The sequence below is a fragment of the Streptomyces sp. CB01201 genome (assembly GCF_002803085.1).
Taxonomy (GTDB): Bacteria; Actinomycetota; Actinomycetes; order Streptomycetales; family Streptomycetaceae; genus Streptomyces; species Streptomyces hundungensis.
The window spans coordinates 596,245-613,854 of record NZ_NNBJ01000001.1; the positions used below are offsets into that span (position 1 = coordinate 596,245).

Annotated in this window: 16 protein-coding genes; 5 read left to right on the forward strand and 11 right to left on the reverse strand. The window is 71.9% G+C overall.

Translation table 11 applies throughout. The features are described from left to right. Positions 1-22: 22 nt before the first annotated feature. The 8 genes from CG740_RS02705 to CG740_RS02740 form a co-directional block, all read right to left on the reverse strand. Positions 23-841, reverse strand: a complete 819-nt coding sequence (locus CG740_RS02705; protein WP_100573223.1) for an alpha/beta fold hydrolase — start codon at positions 839-841, stop codon at positions 23-25. 186 nt (positions 842-1,027) lie between these two features. Beyond that, on the reverse strand, positions 1,028-2,467 hold the full coding sequence (locus CG740_RS02710) for an NAD(P)/FAD-dependent oxidoreductase (RefSeq protein WP_100573224.1): 1,440 nt from the start codon (positions 2,465-2,467) through the stop codon (positions 1,028-1,030). A gap of 7 nt (positions 2,468-2,474) precedes the next feature. After that, on the reverse strand, positions 2,475-3,686 hold the full coding sequence (locus tag CG740_RS02715) for an FAD-dependent oxidoreductase (protein ID WP_100573225.1): 1,212 nt from the start codon (positions 3,684-3,686) through the stop codon (positions 2,475-2,477). A gap of 48 nt (positions 3,687-3,734) precedes the next feature. After that, the gene (locus CG740_RS02720) at positions 3,735-4,544 is read right to left on the reverse strand and encodes an ABC transporter permease (RefSeq protein WP_234376008.1); all 810 of its coding nucleotides are present in this window, start codon (positions 4,542-4,544) and stop codon (positions 3,735-3,737) included. Continuing rightward, positions 4,541-5,350: an ABC transporter permease gene (locus CG740_RS02725; RefSeq protein ID WP_100573226.1), complete on the reverse strand. Its 810-nt coding sequence runs from the start codon at positions 5,348-5,350 to the stop codon at positions 4,541-4,543. Before CG740_RS02725 ends, CG740_RS02720 begins: the two co-directional genes overlap by 4 nt. Beyond that, complete coding sequence (locus CG740_RS02730; RefSeq protein ID WP_100573227.1) at positions 5,347-6,318, reverse strand: ATP-binding cassette domain-containing protein; 972 nt, start codon at positions 6,316-6,318, stop codon at positions 5,347-5,349. The genes CG740_RS02725 and CG740_RS02730 overlap by 4 nt, the downstream gene beginning before the upstream one ends. A 159-nt stretch (positions 6,319-6,477) precedes the next feature. Then, positions 6,478-6,753: a hypothetical protein gene (locus CG740_RS02735; protein ID WP_100573228.1), complete on the reverse strand. Its 276-nt coding sequence runs from the start codon at positions 6,751-6,753 to the stop codon at positions 6,478-6,480. 11 nt (positions 6,754-6,764) lie between these two features. Beyond that, complete coding sequence (locus CG740_RS02740; protein WP_100573229.1) at positions 6,765-8,333, reverse strand: AMP-binding protein; 1,569 nt, start codon at positions 8,331-8,333, stop codon at positions 6,765-6,767. Between the two features lie 215 nt (positions 8,334-8,548). Here CG740_RS02740 and CG740_RS02745 point away from each other — a divergent pair, with 215 nt between their 5' ends. Continuing rightward, on the forward strand, positions 8,549-10,153 hold the full coding sequence (locus tag CG740_RS02745) for a (2,3-dihydroxybenzoyl)adenylate synthase (protein ID WP_100573230.1): 1,605 nt from the start codon (positions 8,549-8,551) through the stop codon (positions 10,151-10,153). Continuing rightward, entirely contained in the window at positions 10,134-10,880 is a 747-nt protein-coding gene (locus CG740_RS02750; RefSeq protein ID WP_100573231.1) for a 4'-phosphopantetheinyl transferase family protein, read from the forward strand. The genes CG740_RS02745 and CG740_RS02750 overlap by 20 nt, the downstream gene beginning before the upstream one ends. Before the next feature lie 56 nt (positions 10,881-10,936). Here CG740_RS02750 and CG740_RS40210 read toward each other — a convergent pair whose 3' ends face one another. Continuing rightward, complete coding sequence (locus tag CG740_RS40210; protein ID WP_199846301.1) at positions 10,937-11,173, reverse strand: winged helix-turn-helix domain-containing protein; 237 nt, start codon at positions 11,171-11,173, stop codon at positions 10,937-10,939. Positions 11,174-11,902: 729 nt separating this feature from the next. Then, a complete protein-coding gene (locus CG740_RS02760) occupies positions 11,903-13,108 on the reverse strand; it encodes a cytochrome P450 (protein WP_100573232.1) in 1,206 nt (401 codons plus the stop codon). Between the two features lie 160 nt (positions 13,109-13,268). Here CG740_RS02760 and CG740_RS02765 point away from each other — a divergent pair, with 160 nt between their 5' ends. After that, positions 13,269-14,495, forward strand: coding sequence for a cytochrome P450 (locus CG740_RS02765; RefSeq protein ID WP_234376009.1), 1,227 nt, complete (start codon positions 13,269-13,271; stop codon positions 14,493-14,495). 93 nt (positions 14,496-14,588) lie between these two features. On the opposite strand, the gene CG740_RS02770 is transcribed toward CG740_RS02765, so the two are convergent. After that, a complete protein-coding gene (locus CG740_RS02770; protein ID WP_234376010.1) occupies positions 14,589-15,989 on the reverse strand; it encodes an FAD-binding oxidoreductase in 1,401 nt (466 codons plus the stop codon). A 148-nt stretch (positions 15,990-16,137) separates the two neighbouring features. On the opposite strand from CG740_RS02770, the gene CG740_RS02775 reads away from it, so the two are divergent. Both CG740_RS02775 and CG740_RS02780 read left to right on the forward strand, forming a co-directional pair. Beyond that, positions 16,138-16,491, forward strand: a complete 354-nt coding sequence (locus tag CG740_RS02775; RefSeq protein ID WP_100573234.1) for a VOC family protein — start codon at positions 16,138-16,140, stop codon at positions 16,489-16,491. Positions 16,492-16,645: 154 nt separating this feature from the next. Continuing rightward, positions 16,646-17,569, forward strand: a complete 924-nt coding sequence (locus CG740_RS02780) for a LysR family transcriptional regulator (protein WP_100573235.1) — start codon at positions 16,646-16,648, stop codon at positions 17,567-17,569. The last annotated feature ends 41 nt before the right edge of the window (positions 17,570-17,610 follow it).

Genomic DNA, 17,610 nt, shown 5'->3' on the forward strand with positions numbered 1-17,610 from the left:
GGGCCCTGCGCCTTCGCGGGTCCTACTCCTTGGCGCCGCCCAGGAATTCGTCGAGCAGCATGTTGACCTCGGTGGGCTTCTCCAGGAGCGCCGCGTGGCCGCTGTTCTTGATCTCGCGGTACTCGCAGCCCGGGATGATCTTGGCGAGTTCGCGGGCCATCGGATACGGCGACATGATGTCGTGCTCCATGCCGACCACGAGGCACGGCACGGTGATCTCCGCGATGCGCTTCGGGTCGGGGTCGTACGACGCCGACGCCTCGGCATGGCCGAGCGCCCCGTGCCCGCCGGACTCGGCGAGTCCGCGCAGCCCCTCCAGGTACGGCCCGATGAACGCGTCCCGGTTGAGCGCGCGCGGCCCGAACAGATACATCGCCCGGTAGATGCCCTCCATCACGGGCGGCATCACCACCCCCGCCCGCAGCCGCTCCAGGGCGTCCTCGCGGATCGCCCGGTGCAGCGCGCTCGGCTTCCACGGCACCCCGACGAGGGCGGCCTTGGCGAGCAACTCGGGCCGCTCGACGGCGAGTTCGAGGATGATGGTGGCGCCCAGGGAGTAGCCGACGATCGCGCAGGGGCCGATGTCGAGCTGCTCGATGAGGGCGGCCACGTCCTCGGCGAGACCCTCCATGGTGTACGGGGGCGGGGTCTCCTGCGACGGCGGTACGCCCCGGTGGTCGAAGGTGATCACGCGGTGGCCGCGCTTGGTCAGGAACGGGACCTGCATCTGGTTGAACAGGTTGGCCTGGTGCTGTCCCGGGACGAGCAGCACGGGGCTGCCGTCGGGGTCTCCGAAGATGTCGTAGCTCAGGGTGACGCCGGTCTTGAGAGAGATCTCCACGCTGCCGTCCTTCACGGACTCGCCCGGCGGACCGGGCGGGGATTCGGTGGGTGGGGCCCGGGATGGGAGGGCCGGGGGCCGGGCGGTCGGGGACCGGACCGGAGGAGCGGGGCCGCGCGAGGGGCCCGGGAGCCGGGCCGGGACCGCGTGGTGCGGTCGCCGGTCGGTGCGGCCCGCCCGCCGACGCTATCGGCGGGGAGCGGGGTGCGGTGCGGCCGGTGACAGGTCCTGTACAGAACCGCCCGTCACCAAGGACTCGAACGCCGCCCGCCCGGGGCCCTCCACGGGCGGTTCGGGCAGCGGGTGGTCGCGCAGGAAGGCGAGGATGCGCCGGGAGACCACCCGGTCACCCATCAGTTCCTGAGGGGTCATCAGCATGTTGTAGAGGCGCAGTGCGGCATCCCGTACGTCCTCGTCGTCCTCCCGCAGCACCGCCATCGCCCGTACGAAACGGTTGGGCAGATCCTCGGCCGGCGCCGCGCGCTGTCCGAGCAGGCCGGCCCGCAACTGGGCGAACCGGGCCTCGTCCGTGGCGAGTTGCAGCCCGAACCAGCGCCCCGGGTGGGCCGCGGTCCACTTCTCGAACGCCAGCAGCGCGCCGAGCGGGTCCTCGGCCGCGCCGTCCGCGACCCGGGCCAGCCGTTGTGCGTGGCTGAAGGCGAGGGAGGTGCCCCGGCCGAAGGTGGGGTTGGTCTGGAGGGCGGCGTCGCCGAGCAGCACGAGCCCGGCCACGAACGGATGGCCCCGGTCGTCGAGCAGGCGGCGCCACCGGTTCTCGATGTTGCCCATCGGAGCCGGATCGTCGATCGGGTCCCCGCGGTCGAGCCAGACCGCCGTGCGGGGCACCGCGGACAGGAAGCGGGTGAAGGTGGCCGGGTCCCGCAGCCGGTGGCGCAGCGGGTCGGACACGGCCACCGTCGCGGAGAGCTGGAAGGTGTCGTTGTCGCCGGGGAAGACCAGCGCGGTCGCGTAGTCCAGCTCGGCGACCTGCGGCACCGTGGTGGAGGGGAAGCGTCGGCCGGGACGCAGCCGGTAGTGCCGGGTCAGATAGAAGAAGCCGCACGTCTGCGCGGTCTCGCTCGGCACCGGCAGCGCCAGGTCCGAGAGCCAGCGGGCGACTCGGGAGCGCCGGCCGCTCGCGTCGACCACCAGATCGCCCCGGAACTCCTCGCGCCCGGCGGTCAGCACCCCCACCACGCGTGGAATGCCCTGGGACTCACCGGAGAGCCGCAGTCCGGTGACCCGGGTCCCGTGCACGAAGGTGACCCCCGCCTCGGCCAGCGCGGCCCGCCGCAGCACCCCCTCGTACACCAGGCGCCGGGACAGGACGGTCGCGTCCGGCCGGCCGTCGTGCAGCGGTACCGGCACGGCGCCCCGGGCGGCGAGGGCCGTCAGGACATCGGGTGCCTCGTCGCTCAGTACCTGGGTCGCCAGGGCGAGGAAGGCATGGCCCTGGCGGGCGTGCGGGACCTCGGGGCGCCGCCAGCCCAGGACGTCGTCGTCGGGGCTTCCGCCGGGCGGCGGCTCCCCGCTCTCCAGGACGGTGACCCGGTGGCCGCGGCGGGCCGCGAACAGGGCGGCGGCCGATCCGGCGAGACCGCCACCGATCACGATGACGTCGGTCATCGCGCGCTCACCTCGCGGCCACGCGGTGCGGCGTGTCCCAGGGGACCCGGTAGCCGTACACGTCGTCCGCGCTCTTCAGGCTCAGCCGGAGGAAGAAGGGCAGCATCAGATCGCGCATCGCCCGTCCGACCGGCCCGTTCGGCGTCATGTGACCGCCCGTCCTGCGGGCCCGCTCGACCAGCCCCTCCACGCGCGGGCGCCGGATGCGCTCGAAGGCGGCGAACGCCCGCTGGGGATCGGCCTCGTCGCGCAGGCACTTGGCGAGGACCACGGCGTCCTCCATGCCGAGGGCGGCGCCCTGGCCCAGGTGCGGCGAGATGGCGTGGGCCGCGTCGCCCATCAGGCACACGTTCCGGCGGTGCCAGCTCGGCAGCGACGGCAGGTCGTAGAGCGGCCAGCGGCCTATCGGGCCCTCGGTCGCGCGCAGGATTCCGGCGATCACCCGGTGATCGGCCGCGTGCCGGCGCACCAGCTCCTCGCGCCACTGCTCGTCGGTGATCGAGGCGGCCCAGCCCCGGGCGGGCTCCTCGGGCTCGGTGTGGTTCTCGAACCAGTACACCTCCCCGCCGGGCAGCACCTGGTAGCCGAAGAAGCCGCGCAGCCCGAACACCATCCGCAGGACGCCGTCCGCCTCACCCGCGCCCCTGGTACGGGCGAAGCCGCCCGAGCCGATTCCCTGCGTGAAACTGGGCTCCGGCGCCTCGGGGAAGACGGCCCTGCGGGTCGCGGAGTTGATGCCGTCCGCGCCGATCAGCAGGGCCCCGTCCGCCGTGGTGCCGTCGGCGAACCGGGCCGTGACGCCGCCCGGCCCGTGCTGCTCGACGCCGGTGACGCGCTTGCCGAACTCGACGGGCACGCCCGCCTTCTCGGCCGCGTCCCGCAGTCCCTTGTTGAGCAGACCGCGCTTGATGACGGTGGTCCGCTCCGGGTTGCGGCCGATGGTGCGGCCGCGGTGGTTGGCGAAGACGAGGCGCGTGGTGGGCTCTCCCGCGCTCAGGACCTCGTCCGCGATCCCGAGGCTCTCCAGGACGCTGCGTCCGTTGGGCCCCAGATTGATGAACGACCCGGCCGCGTCGTCCGGTTCCTCGCGGCCCTCGTACAGCACGGGCTCGTATCCGCAGCTCCGCAGGAACAGCGCGAGCACCGGGCCGGTGATCCCGCAGCCCGAGATGAGGACCCGCTGATCGCCGGGGGTGTCGAAGGAACGTGCGTGGGGCATGGGCGTACTTCCTCCTTCGCCCGGTCGCCGGACTGGCCGGGACCGGAGCTAACCTGCAACGAAATTACGGAACTTACGGACCGTCACAAACGCGCAGAGCACACTGATGCCGACGGTCCAGGCGACCGTGGCGAGCACCGGGACCAGGAGCGGTCCACCGTGCGAGAGCCCCACCAGTGCCTCCACCGCGGTGGAGACCGGCTGTGCGGCCACCACGGAACGGATCGCGCTCGGGAAGGCGTCCAGCGGCATATAGCCCGACGACATCAACGTCAGTGCCAGGGTGGGCAGTTGGACCCAGGCCATGATGACGGGCGGGTACGGCGCGGACAGTGCGGCCACCACCGCGATCGAGGTGCACATCAGGCCGAACAGGGCCACCAGGACGAAGAAGCCCACCGCCGCCCCGAAGCCCTGCTCGAAGCGGAATCCGGGCAGATAGGCGATGGCCGCCACCAGGACGGCGATGCCGAGGATGCGCACCAGGTCGCCGAGCATCCGCCCGAAGAGCATGGACAGGGCGTTGATCGGCATGGCCCGCAGCCGGTTGAAGACGCCGCTGCGGATGTCCACCCAGAACGCGATGGCGCTGGAGCCGATGGCCGAGAACGCCGTGATCAGAATGATCAGCGGGGCAAGACGGACGACATAGCTCCCGCCCAGGGTGTCGTGCACCAGGATGTTGAACGCGGCGAGCAGCATGAACAGTTGGAGCAGCGGGAAGCCGAACGTGGCGAGCAGCATCATCGGGCTGCGCACGAAGAGCTTGAGCACCCGGCCCGCGATGATGCCGCTCTCCGCCCACAGGCCGCCGCCGTGGGTGGGAAGGACGGCGGGCGCGCTGGTTGTCGCGGTCACTTGGTCACCTTCCGGAAGGCGCGCGCGGTGGTCCACCCGCACAGCAGGATCAGCCCGGTGCACCACACGAGGGCGGGCCAGACCCGGCCGGTGCCGGTGCTGCCGTCCGACAGGGCGCGCAGTGCCTCGATGACGGCGGAGACGGGGGAGGCGTTGACGACCGGCTGGAGCCAGCCGGGGAAGAGGTTGGCCGGCACGAACCCGGTCGAGACCACGAGCAGCGGCAGATAGGGCAGGTACAGGCAGGCCGCCAGGGCCTCCTGGCTGCGCACGGTGAGACCGAGCGTCGCCGTCACGGCCGCCAGGGCCGCGGTGAACAGGACGGCGACCAGGAGGAAGCCGATCGCCGCCAGCGGCCCTTCGTGGAAACGGAATCCGGCCAGGTGCGCCACCAGCGTGATCACCACGGTGGAGATCACCGCCTCGACGGCGACGGTGAGCAGCCGCGCGGCGCCGAGCGCGGAACTGCTGATCGGCATCGTGCGCAGCCGGTTGAAGAGACCGCTGCCGCGGTCGGTGGCCAGGGCCATCGCCGAGGCGATCGCGATGAACATCAGGGCCTGGACCACCAGCGTGGGCGTCACCGAGGGGCCGTAGTCGATGCCCTTGGCGGAGAGCATGCCGCTGAACGTGGCGTAGAAGATGCCGAAGAACACCAGCGGCTGGACGACCGTGCCGAAGAGCGCCGGCTTGCTGAAGGACCGCTTGAAGTCGCGCTCCGCGAGCACCTGGACATCGCTGAGGAAGGCCGGTCCCGCCGGGGCGGCCGGGGCCGCGGGTGCTGCGGGGGCCGCGGGGGCGCTCATGAACGGCCCTCGCCCGCCGCGTCGAAGGCCGGTCCTTCGGAGCCCCGGTGGTCCTTGGTCAGCGCGAAGAACACGTCGTTGAGGGTCGGCGGGTGCACGGCGATGTCGTCGGCCTTCAGGGCCGCGCCGTCGAGCGCCCGCACGATCGCGGAGAGCTCGTCGGTGCCGCGCATCGGGACGACGAGGACGTCGTCGCGTTCCTTGACGCCCACGAAGCCCGCCAGCGCGCCGGCCGCGCGGGCCCGGTCGCCCGCGTCGGTGATCTGCACCTCGCAGACCGAGCCGCCCACGTCCCTCTTCAGCTCCTTGGGCGTGCCCTCGGCGATCACCCGGCCCTCGTCGATGACGACGATGCGTTCGGCGAGCGCGTCGGCCTCCTCCAGGTACTGGGTGGTCAGCAGGATGGCCATGCCGTCACGGGCCAGCTGGTGCACCGCGTCCCACAGAGCCTGCCGGCTGCGCGGGTCGAGGCCGGTCGTGGGCTCGTCGAGCACCAGGATCGGCCGGGGCACGACCAGGCTCGCGGCCAGGTCGAGCCTGCGGCGCATGCCGCCCGAGTAGTGCCCGGCGGGCATGTCCCCGGCCTCGGAAAGACCGAACTGGTCCAGGAGTTCGGCGGCGCGGGCGCTCGCGCCGGCCCGGGTCAGCCGCAGCAGGCGACCGAAGAACACGAGGTTCTCGCGGCCGGTGAGCGTCTCGTCGACGGCGGCGAACTGGCCGGTGACCGCGACGCTCGCCCGGACGCCGGCCGGGTCGGTGGCGACGTCGTGCCCGGCGAGCCGGGCGGTGCCGCTGTCCGGCGTGAGCAGGGTGGTGAGGCAGTTGATGACGGTGGTCTTGCCCGCTCCGTTGGGCCCGAGCAGCCCGACGACGGTGCCCGCGGCCACCGAGAACGACACGTCGTCCACCGCCGCCTTGGGCCCGAAACTCTTGCGGAGCCGATCGATCTCGATCGCCGCTTCGGCCACAGCAGGACCCCTTTCCTCACGCAGGAGGTTCCGCGGACGCGGAACCTGTACGAACGGAACGCCGCAAAGGCGTTGTAATCGACTCATTGGGTACGCTCCGCGCCGCGACGGTAGCAACACGTGCGGTGATGGGAGCCGTTGCTGTCAGAGATCTGTCAATCAGCCCACCAGGAGCTTCTGTTCCCTCAGTTGCGTGAGCACATAGGCCACCACGTCCTCGGTGGTGACGATGCCGCGGCCCGTCTCCTCGTCGATCGGCGGCAGGTCGAAGTCGTCCTCGATCGCGAACGCCAGCTCCAGCAGGGCCAGCGAGTGGTAGCCCAGGTCGTTGACGAGGTGGGCGGGCCGGTCGGTGGGCATCTCGTCGGCGTCCGGGGCGAGTTGGCGCACCAGGGACAGGATGCTGTCGCGTACGGAGCTCTCGGTGTGGGCCATGTCCGTCTCTCCTACGTCCGGGTCGGGTCGGGTGGTGCGGCGCGGTACGCGCGCCACAGGGAGCGGCGGCGGGGCTTGCCGCTGGAGGTCCAGGGGATCGAGCCGCGCGGCACCAGGTGCACCACCGTGCGGGCTCCGGTGGCGCCGCGCGCGAGCAGCCGGGCCAGGCGGTCGTCGGTGGCCGGGTCGCGCGGCCCGCCGTCGGCCTCGATCACCGCGACGGCCACCGGCCCCGCCGCGTCGTCGCCGAGCACGACGGCCGCGCCGCGCGGCAGGACGCCGGCCTCCCGGAGCGACTGCTCCAGGTCCTCGGCGAACACCCGGGTGCCGCGCACCTTCACGCTGTCGCCGAGCCGGCCCTGCACGAAGAGCTCGCCGCAGTCGAGGAAACCGGCGTCCCCGGTGCGCAGTTCGCCGCCCGTGAAACGGCTTCCGGTGCCCTCGTCGCCGAGGTGGCCGAGGCCGAGGGAGGGGCCGCGCACGATGATCTCGCCCACCACGCCGTCCGGCAGCGGCCGGCCCTGCTCGTCGACGACGCGTACGGTCGTGCCGGGCAGCGGGGTGCCGCAGCCGACCACGGGGCCTTGATGGCGCCAGCCGGCGCCGCGCCGCACTCCGGTCACCGCGAGAGTGGCCTCCGCCAGGCCGTAGGCGGGCAGCAGGGCCGTGCGGTCGAAGCCGTGCGGGGCGAGCAGCGCGGCGAAGCGGTCGAGCAGGCTCGGCGCCATGCGCTCGGCGCCCACCACCATCGACGTCACGGCGGAAAGGTCCAGACCGATCAGTTGGCCGGGATGCACCTTGCGCAGGATGTGATCGAGTCCGAAGGCGGGGGTCGCGGTGATCGAGGCGCCCCGCTCGCCGAAGCAGCGCAGATGTTCCAGCGGCCGGCGCACGAAGTCCTCGGGCCGCATCAGCCACAGGTCGTTCCCGGCCACCACCGGCCCGAGCAGACACCCGACCAGTCCCATGTCGTGATGAACGGGCAGCCAACTCGCCCAGATCGAAGCGGAGTCGACGCCCAGCCAGCCCTGGATGACGGCCAGGTTGTCGCACAGCCCGTCCCATCCGATGCGCACGCCCCGAGCGGGGCCGGTCGAGCCGGAGGTGAACTGCACCAGCGCGGTGCGGTCGTGCTCGACCTCGCCGGGCGCGGGCCCGTCCGGGCCGGGCGCGAGGAGTTCGGCGCTGCTCAGCGTGTCGATGCCCGCCGCCCGGGCGCCGCCGACACCGTCGCCCACGACCACGCGCGGGCGGGCGGCCGTCAGCAGCGCGGCCATCCGCTCCTGATGGCCGGTGGTCACGGGGCGGCCGACGGCCTCCGGGGCGAGCGGCGCCGGGACGGCCCCCGCCAGCAGGGCGCCGAAGAACGCCGCGACGAACGCGGGCCCCGACGGCAGCACCAGCGCCACCAGGTCGCCCCGGCGCACCCCGGCCTCCGTCAGGCGGCCGGCCGCGCGCCGCGCGTCGGCGGCCAGCTCCGGGTAGGAGCGGTGGTGCCAGCCCCCTTCGCGGGTGCTGAAGTGAATGCCCCGGGTGGCGGCGGGATCGCGGATCCATGCGAGCAACGGCCCCTCGGACACGGCCTGTTCACCTCCCCGTTCGGTTCCCCATCAGGCTTCGCTGCGGGAGCCTAGGCACCCTCCGGCACGGGTCGGCGGATGCTGTTGAGTGTCTTTCACCGGCCCGGCGCCGACCGGCCTTCGCGGCGGACTCTGGTTGTCCCGCGTGCGGGGAAGCCTCCTCGCGCTCACCCAACGGCGTACGCGTATCACCCGCGTACCGGCAGGAGGGGCCCATGCTGGACGGATTCGTCCCCTGGCCGAGCGAGTTCACCGAGCGGTACCGCGACCGTGGCTACCGGCAGGGCCGCACCCTGTACGACCTGCTGCTCGCGGCAGCCGAGGAGCACGGCCCGCGGACCGCCGTGGTCTCCGGCGCCACGCGGCTGACGTTCACCCAACTCGTCGACCGGGCAGCCGAGTTGGCGTCGGGGCTGCACCGGATCGGGATCCGGCCGCGCGACCGGGTGGTCGTCCAGCTCCCCAACCGCGCCGACTTCGTGGTGCTCTGCTTCGCCCTGTTCCGGCTCGGCGCGGTGCCGGTCATGGCGCTGCCCGGCCATCGGCGCAACGAGCTGGTGCACCTGTGCCGGCGTGCCGAGGCCGTCGCCCTGGTGGTCCCGGACCGGTTCCAGGGCTATGACTTCCGCGCACTGGCCCGCGAAGTGCGCGCCGAGGTGCCGGAGTTGGCGCACGTCCTGGTCTCGGGCGACGCGCAGGAGTTCACCGCACTCGACTCGGTGCCGGGCCCGCCGGTCGACCTGGCCCCGGTCGACGCCGGGGAAGTCGCGCTGCTGCTCCTGTCCGGCGGCACCACGGGCCTGCCCAAGCTGATCCCGCGCACCCACGACGACTACGCGTACAACGCCCTGGCCTGCGCCGAGGCGCTGCGCGTCGATCAGGACAGCGCCTATCTCGCGGCCACCCCGGTCGCCCACAACGCGGCGCTCGGCTGCCCGGGCGTGCTCGGCACCCTGTTCCGCGGCGGCAAGGCGGTGCTCGCCGCGAGCCCCAGCCCGGACGAGGCGCTGCCCCTGGTGATCGAGGAGGGCGTCACGCTGACGACCCTGGTGCCACCGCTGGTCATGATGTGGCTCGCGGACCCCGAGGTCCTGAAGGCCGATCTGTCCGGGCTGCTGCTCCAGGTGGGCAGCTCCAAGTTCCAGCCCGAGGTGGCCCGCCGGGTGCGCGAGGGCCTGGGCTGCCGGCTCACCCAGTGGTACGGCATCGGCGAGGGGCTGTTGACCCACACCCGGCTCGACGACCCGGACGAGGTCATCACCCACACCGAGGGCCGTCCGCTCTGCCCGGACGACGAAATCCTGGTGGTCGACGAGGAGGACCGGCCGGTGCCGACGGGCGAGGTGGGGGAGCTGCTGACCCGGGGGCCGTACACCATTCGCGGCTACTACCGGGCGCCCGAGCACAACGCGCGGGCTTTCACCCGGGACGGCTTCTTCCGCACCGGCGACCTGGTGCGGCTGCGGCCCGACGGCAACCTGGTCGTGATGGGACGGGCCAAGGACATCATCCATCGCGGCGGTGACAAGGTGTCCGCCGAGGAGGTCGAGGAACATCTGCTGTCCCACCCCCAGGTGCGCGACGTCGCCGTGGTGGGCCTCGCCGACGAGATGCTGGGCGAGCGGATCTGCGCATACGTCATCGCGGATCCTTCAACGGGCCCCACAGAGCTGGGACTTGCGCGCCTGAAGGCGTATCTGCGGGAGCGGGGTCTCGCCTCCTACAAGGTGCCCGATCAGGTCGAGCGGGTGGACTCGTTCCCCAAGACGCCGGTCGGCAAGGTCGACAAGGCCGCGATGCGTGCGCACGGAAACCGCTGACGCGCTGCTGCGGGCCGTGCTGCCGCCCTGGGCGGTCGGCGCGGCCCGCGCCGACGACGTGCCCGGGCCGCTCTTCGCGTCGGAGCGGGCGCTGTGCGAGGGGGCCGGGCCGCGCAGGGAAGGGGAGTTCACCACTGGCCGGTGGTGCGCGCACCGGGCACTCGTCCGGCTCGGCGAGCCCCCGGCGGCGGTCGGGCGGGGCCCGCGCGGCGAACCGCTGTGGCCACCGGGGATCCTCGGCAGCATCACCCACTGCCCGGGGTTCCGGGCGGCCGCGCTCTGCCGGGCCGGGCGGGCCCGGGCGCTCGGCATCGACGCCGAGGTCGACGCTCCGCTGCCAGCGCGGGTCCGGGACCGGCTGATCAGTGCGGACGAGGCCGGGCGGATGCGGCCGGAAGTCGCCGGAGAGCGCTTGCTGTTCAGCGCCAAGGAGGCCGCTTACAAAGCGTGTTCGGCTCTCGTGGGCGACGGCCGCGCCCCGCGGCTGGCCGACCTGCGCATCCTGGTCGAGCCCGGCCGGCAGGGACCGGGGGCGAGCGGGCGCTTTCGGGTGCGGGTGCCCGACACGACCGGCCTCGTAGACCTGGACGGGCGGCACTTCCAAGGGCGGTGGAAGCGCTCCCACGGCCTGGTGCTCACCTCGTGCGTCATCGTGCGGCCCGGCGCGGAGGCGGCCACGCCCACCGCAGGGGGGCCCGGCACGGAGGTGTCCACGGCTCGGGGGTGAGGCACGGAGGTGCCCACGACACGTCCCCGCCGCGTCGTGGGCACCTCCATCGGCCCTCAGACCAGATCGGCCTGGGACTCCAGCACGTAGCCCCGCCCCCAGACGGTGCGTATGGAAAGGCCGAGCGGTTGTATGCGCTCCCTGGTCCGCATCATGTGCAGGTCCAGGGCGTTGCGCGTCCTCGATCCGTTGACCTGGCCGAGCCGGTAGCGCAGCGCCTCGCGGGGAACGACCTCGCGGAAGTTCGGTACCAGCAGTTCCAGGAGTTCCGTCTGGGTGGGCGAGACCGTCACGGAACGGGAGGAGAAATGCAGTACCCCGCTCTCGTCCAGACACGGAAGCCGGTTCATTCGGTACCGGCGGCTGAGGGCATTCACCCGGGCCTGTAAGTCATGCGCCGCGATCGGGGCCCTGACCCAGTCCTCGCAGACGTCCTCGCAGACGGGAGCCTCGGCTCTCGCCTCCACGACCAGTATGCGAGGCACGCCGATCGTGCGGTAACGATCCCGCAGTTCCTGTTGCGCCGGCCATCTCAGTAACCGGACTTCTTCACGTGACAAGTACGCGCCCCTTCCACGCCCATGGAGTTATACGCTCACTCATCCCCGCATCCTGAAACCCGGGAGCGGGAGCCACCCATCGATGAAATTGCGGCGCGAAGAGACGCCGGAGAACAGCCGTTGCCGCCGGTCACATGGAGCACGCTCGACGAGCCGACGTGACAGCCCCGTTCAAGCCATTCACCTCGTGTGCGTGCTCGTGAAATTGTTGACCATTGGATCAGAATCGCGCGGCGCCCGTCGGGGCCTGACGACCGACGGAGGTCCTTCGCCGTAACGATTCAGCCGGGGTGGCCGATAAAGATCGGTGGCTGTCCCACCCCTGTCACCTTTCCTCCACGGCGTGGTGCAAACCTGCGCCGTGCCCCCCTCGCCTCCTCATATGAGCCGGACGAACAGGCTCAATCTAAGGGCTTGTGAGGGTCCGCGTCGCTAAATCTGTCACTCATATTTTGGCCACCGTCACCGTAAAGCGACGGGAACGCTCGCGTACGAGCGGAACGTCACGCTGGGTATCCGGACCACCTCGCCGGCGGGCTCGAACCGGGCGGCCCTGGCGAGCAGTTGACCCAGTGCGACCTGCGCCTCGACCCGCGCGAGGCCCGCCCCCAGGCAGTGGTGGGCGCCACCGCCGAAGCTCACGTGCGGGTTGGGGGAACGGCCCACATCCAGCCGTTCCGGGTCGGCGAACCGCTCCTCGTCGTGGTTGGCCGAACCCAGCAGGAGCACCACCACCCGCCCGGGCCGGATCGCGCGGTCCCCGATCTTGATCTCCTCCACGGCCATCCGGGCGGTCGCCTGGATCGGGGCGTCGTAGCGCAGGAACTCGTCGACGGCGCTGGGCAGCAGGCCGGGATCGGCGCGCAGCCTGGCCAGCTCGCGCGGATGGCCGAGCAGCGCCGCGCAACTCGTCGCGATGAGATTGGTGGTGGTCTCGAAGCCGGCGAAGAACAGGAAGATCGTGTTGTCCACGATCTCCTCGCGGCTCAGCCGCGCCTGCGGCTCGTCGGCAACCTCGGCCGTCAGCATCTGCGACAGCAGGTCGTCGCCGAGATTGCGCCCCCGCTCGTCGAGCAGCGCCCCGATGTACTCCCGCAGCCAGGCGACGGCCGCGTGCGCGGCGGCCCGGTCCTCCTCGGCCACGTACAGCGCGAACGCCTTGGCCAGCTGGATGGCGTGCGGGCGCACCAGGTCCCGGTCCACCGGGGGAATTCCGACCAGTTCGCACACCACCATGACCGGAAGCGGAAAGGCCAGCTCGGTCACGGCATCGAAAAGGCCACCGTCCAGGCCCGGCGCGAGCAGCGACTCCACCTGCTGCTCGATGAAATCATGCATACGCTGCACCAGACGCGGGCTGAACGCCTTTGCCATCAGCCGCCTCAGGCGTGTGTGATCGGGAGCGTCGCGATCGAGGATTATTCGCTGGAAGAAGCTGTTCGCCGGGCCGTCGCCGATACTGAATTCATGGTATTCCGGCGGGTATTCATGGCTCAGCCGGCGATCTCGAAGCAGCGGCACCACATCGGCGTACCGGCTGATCACCCACTGACCCGGGCCGCCCCGGCTCAGTGGCCCCGAGGCGCGCAGTTCCGCATACACGGGGTACGGATCGGACAGCACTTCAGGGGCGCGTGAATTGAACCTCAGGGGCAGTTCCGAAGCCATGCCGCTCTCCTGTCGAAAGCCGTGATTTCGGCCCGGATCCTAGCAGCGGGAATGACCCGTGCGGCACCGGACGACAGCCAGGATCTCCCTTACGGAGTTGTTCTGTCCCTTTCCTTTCAGGGCACGGAAAGACCGGGTCGGCTGTCCTACGCTGCCAGTTGTGACCGATGTGAGAGACAGGGAACTGCCCAGGTTCAGTCTTGACGACGCGGCTCTGCTGCGTGATCCCTATCCGGTCTACCGGAGGCTTCGCGAGGCGGGCCCCCTGTGCCGGGGAGGGCCGGCGCAGTGGGTCGTCACGCGCTACGACGAGGTGTCGCGGCTCCTGAAGGACCGCCGGCTCGGGCGGGCCTTCCCGGTCGAGTTCCAGGAGATGTCGGTCGGCGCCGGGCCCGCCGTGGACTTCCTGCGCGGCATCGTCATCGACCGGGACCCGCCCGACCACACGAGGTTGCGCCGGCTGCTCACCAAGGCACTCCCGCCGACGACCGTGCGCACCCTGAGCGGCCTGATCGGCGACCTGGTGGACGGACTGCTGACGGCCGCCGAGGAGCGTGGTTCCTTCGACGCCGTCACCGACCTCGCCCAGCCGCTGCCCGTCCTGGTGATGAGCACCCTGCTCGGCATCCCGCACGCCGACCGCGCCGAGGTGATGCGCCGCTCCCTCGACGTCGCCAAGGCCTTCGCCGTGTTCATCCCCGAGGAGGAACGCGCGGCGGCCCACGACGGGGTGCTCTGGTTGCGCGCATACCTGCGCGGGCTGCTGCGCCGGCGTCTCGCCGACCCCGGCGACGACCTGCTCAGCGCGATCGCGCTCGCCCGGGACGACGAGCACCGCCCGCTCACCGAGGAGGAGGCCGTCGACAACGCGCTCTTCCTCTACTACGCGGGCTTCGAGACCACCACCAACCTCATCGCCACCGGCTGTCACGCGCTGATCCACCACCCCGACGAGCAGCGCCGGCTGCGCGCCGACCGTGCGTTGATGCCGACCGCACTGGAGGAGTTCCTGCGCTGGGACGCCCCCATCCACACCACCACCCGCCTCACCCTGGAGCCGGTGGAGGTGGGCGGCCGGACCATCCGGGCCAACCGGGTCGTGGTGCTGCTCCTCGCCTCCGCCAACTTCGACGAGCGGCAGTTCGCCGACCCCGAGCGCCTGGATCTCGCCCGGCGCCCCAACGCCCATCTCAGCTTCGGCGGGGGCGCGCACCACTGCCTGGGCGCGATGCTCGCCCGGGTGGAGGGCTCGGCCGTGTTCGACCGGCTGCTCGACCGCCCCGGCCATCTGGAACCGGCCGGCGAGGCCGACTGGCAGCCGAGCGCGGCGGGCTTCCGCTTCCCCTTCTGCGCCTACCGCAGCATCCCGGTGGCCCGCACCACCTGACCGCGCGGGGCGCGACCCGCACCCCCGGCAAGGGGAGTCCACGACGAAGGGGGCCACCGGTGATCCGGTGGCCCCCTTCGCGCTGCCCGTGGGTCAGCTCGCCGGAAGGATGTTGTGGTTGACCCGGAAGAGGTTCTCCGGGTCGTACTTCGCCTTCAGCCGGGTGAGCCGTTCGAGGTTGGGGCCGTAGGCGTCGCCCAGTCGCTGCGGGCCGTCGTCGCCGAGGTGGTTCACGTACACCCCGCCGGTCGTGTACGGGAGCACGCGCTCGTAGACCTGCTGGGTCCACTCCACGTTGGCCGCGTCGTCGGCCGGATCCTCCCACTGGCTCAGCACACTGACCAGATAGCCGGTGCGGTGCGGGAACGCCGTTGCCTCCGCCGGGAGTTGGGCCATCACGCCGCCCATCAGACCGCCGCCGACCAGGGACAGGGCGGAGGGGTTGGTGGTGAAGCCCTCGCCCAGGATGTCCAGGGCCTCGGCGTGCAGCTCGTCGAAGTGGAACGAGCGGGCGTACAGGCGCCGTCCGGCGACGGTGTTGTCGTCGAGCATCCGCTGCACGGCCAGATACGGCATCCGGCCCACGTGGTTGAGCAGCGGCTTGCGGCCGAGCCCGCTCAGCGGCGCCACCGCCTCCTCGCCCCCGGCCTCCGGGTCGGCATGGACGTACCCGAGACCGACCGCGGGTTCGCCGTCCACGGTGAGGAAGGCGAACGACGTGGTCAGCGCGTCCGGCGCCGTCTTGTTGAACTCGCCCAGACGGCGGGCGACTTCACCGGTCTCCGCGACCGGGAAGGCCAGCAGTCCGGCCAGGCAGTCGCCCTGCGGGTACAGCTTGTACTCGAAGGACGTGGCCACGCCGAAGTTCCCGCCGCCGCCTCGGATCGCCCAGAACAGGTCCGGGTCGTCCTCCAGGCTGGCCCGGCGCAGCGTCCCGTCGGCGAGCACGATGTCGGCGGAGATCAGGTTGTCGACGAGCAGCCCGCGGTAGCGGGCGAGCCAGCCGAGGCCGCCGCCGAGCGTCATGCCGCCGATCCCGATGTACGACTCCTGGGAGCCGGTGACCGCGAGCCCGTAGTGCATGGTCTCCGCGTCGAACTCGCCCTGTACCAGGCCGGGTTGGGCGAGAGCCGTGCGGCCCGAGGGGTCGACCTTGACGCCCTTCATGGCGGACGTGTCGATGACCAGCCCGCCCTCGACGCTGCCGGTGCCGGCGAAGCAGTGCCCGCCGCCCGTCACCGCGAGCAGGATGTCGTGCTCACGGGCGAACCGCACGACGGTGGCGACGTCCGCCGCCCCCGTACAGCGGGCCAGCGCGCCCGGCCGCTTCTCGAAGTAGGCGTTCCAGATGGATTTCGCCTCGGTGTACTCCTGGTCCGCCTCGGTGATGAGGGGGCCGCGCAACTGCTCGCGCAACTCCTCGACGAGTCGCTCCGGGACAGTGTCGCCGGAGGTGGTGGTGAGCCGCATCGCGCCTCCCGTACGGCTGGACATCGAATGGTGCGCCAATCCAACCCCGGCCCGGCAGGGCCCCCCACGGACCGGACAGAGTACGGAAAGGTCCGCCGCGTGCGGCCGGTGGGACCGCCCCGCCTTCGGTACCGTGGGCCTCCCGCATGTTCCCGCGTCCACGGAGTGGCCCATGTACGTTCGCCGGATCGTTCCCAACTTCCAGTCCGAGGGCCAGGCCCTGGCCGAGAGCTCCGACTTCTACGGGGTGCTGGGCTTCGAGGAAGTGATGAACCACGGCTGGATCGTGACGCTCGCCTCCGAGGACAACCCCGCCGTGCAGCTGAGCCTGATGACCAAGGACCTGACGGCGCCGGTGATGCCCGACGTGAGCATCGAGGTCGAGGACGTGGACGCGGCGCACCGCGCGATGGTGGAGCGCGGCGCCGAGATCGTCCATCCCCTGACGGACGAGGAGTGGGGGGTGCGCCGCTTCTTCGTGCGCGACCCGAACGGCAGGGTCATCAACGTGCTCAGCCATTCCTGAGGCCACAGCTGGATTCCCGGGACCACTCCCGACGGACGGCCCACACCGACCGCCCCCCCCGCAGGGTGGTCCGGGGCCGGTGCCGGGCCGGTGGAACAATGGGCGCTCCCTCACCGGCCCAGAAGTACAGACGTGGTTCAGGAGCGCCCGCCGCATGGATCTCAACCTGTTGCGCGTCCTGGACGCCCTGCTGCGGGAGAACAGCGTCACCCGCGCCGCGGAGCGCCTGGGCACCTCGCCCGCGGCCGTCAGCCGTACCCTCGCCCGTCTCAGAAGGACCGTCGGGGATCCGCTCCTGGTCCGGGCCGGCCAGCGCATGGTCCCCACTCCCCGGGCGCTCGAACTCCGCGAAGAAGTAAGGGAGTTGCTCCAGTCCTGCGACAACGTGCTGCGGCCGGGCGCGGGGTTCGACGCGGTGCACCTGCGGCGGAGCTTCACCGTGCAGGCCGCCGATCTGCTGCTCGCCGGGCTTGCCGGGCCGCTGGCCGACCGGGTCCGCGCCGAGGCGCCGCACGTGGACGTGGTCTTCCTGCCCGAGGCGCTGGAGGGCGGGCCCGCGCTGCGGCACGGCACGGTGGACGTCGAGCTCGGTGTGCTCGGCCGGCTCGACCCGGAGGTCCGCACCCGGCACCTCACCCGGAAGGTGCTGGTGGGCGTGGCCCGCGGCGGCCATCCCCTCTTCGACGGGCCCATCGACGCCCGCCGTTTCGCCGCCGCGGGGCACATCGGCATCTCCCGGCACGGCAAGCGCAACGGTCCCATCGACGAAGCCCTCGCCGCGCTCGGGCTCGAACGCCGGGTGGCGGTCGTCGTGCCCAGCCACACCAGCGCGATGATCCTCGCCCGGGACACCGACCTCGTCGCCCTCACCCTGGAGGACTGGCTCCCCGGCACCACCGCCGCCCTCGGCCTGCGGACCTTCCCGGTCCCGCTCGATCTGGCCCCCCTCGACCTCGGCATGGCCTGGCACCCCCGCAATTCGGCCGATCCCGGCCATCGTTGGTTTCGCGAGCATCTGGCGGGTGCCGTCCTCGACCCGTCGGGGCCGGAACCGGACGGACCCGTTGCCGGGGCCTGAATTCGGCCAGAACTCGGGAGTTGACCCATGGTCAGGATGTG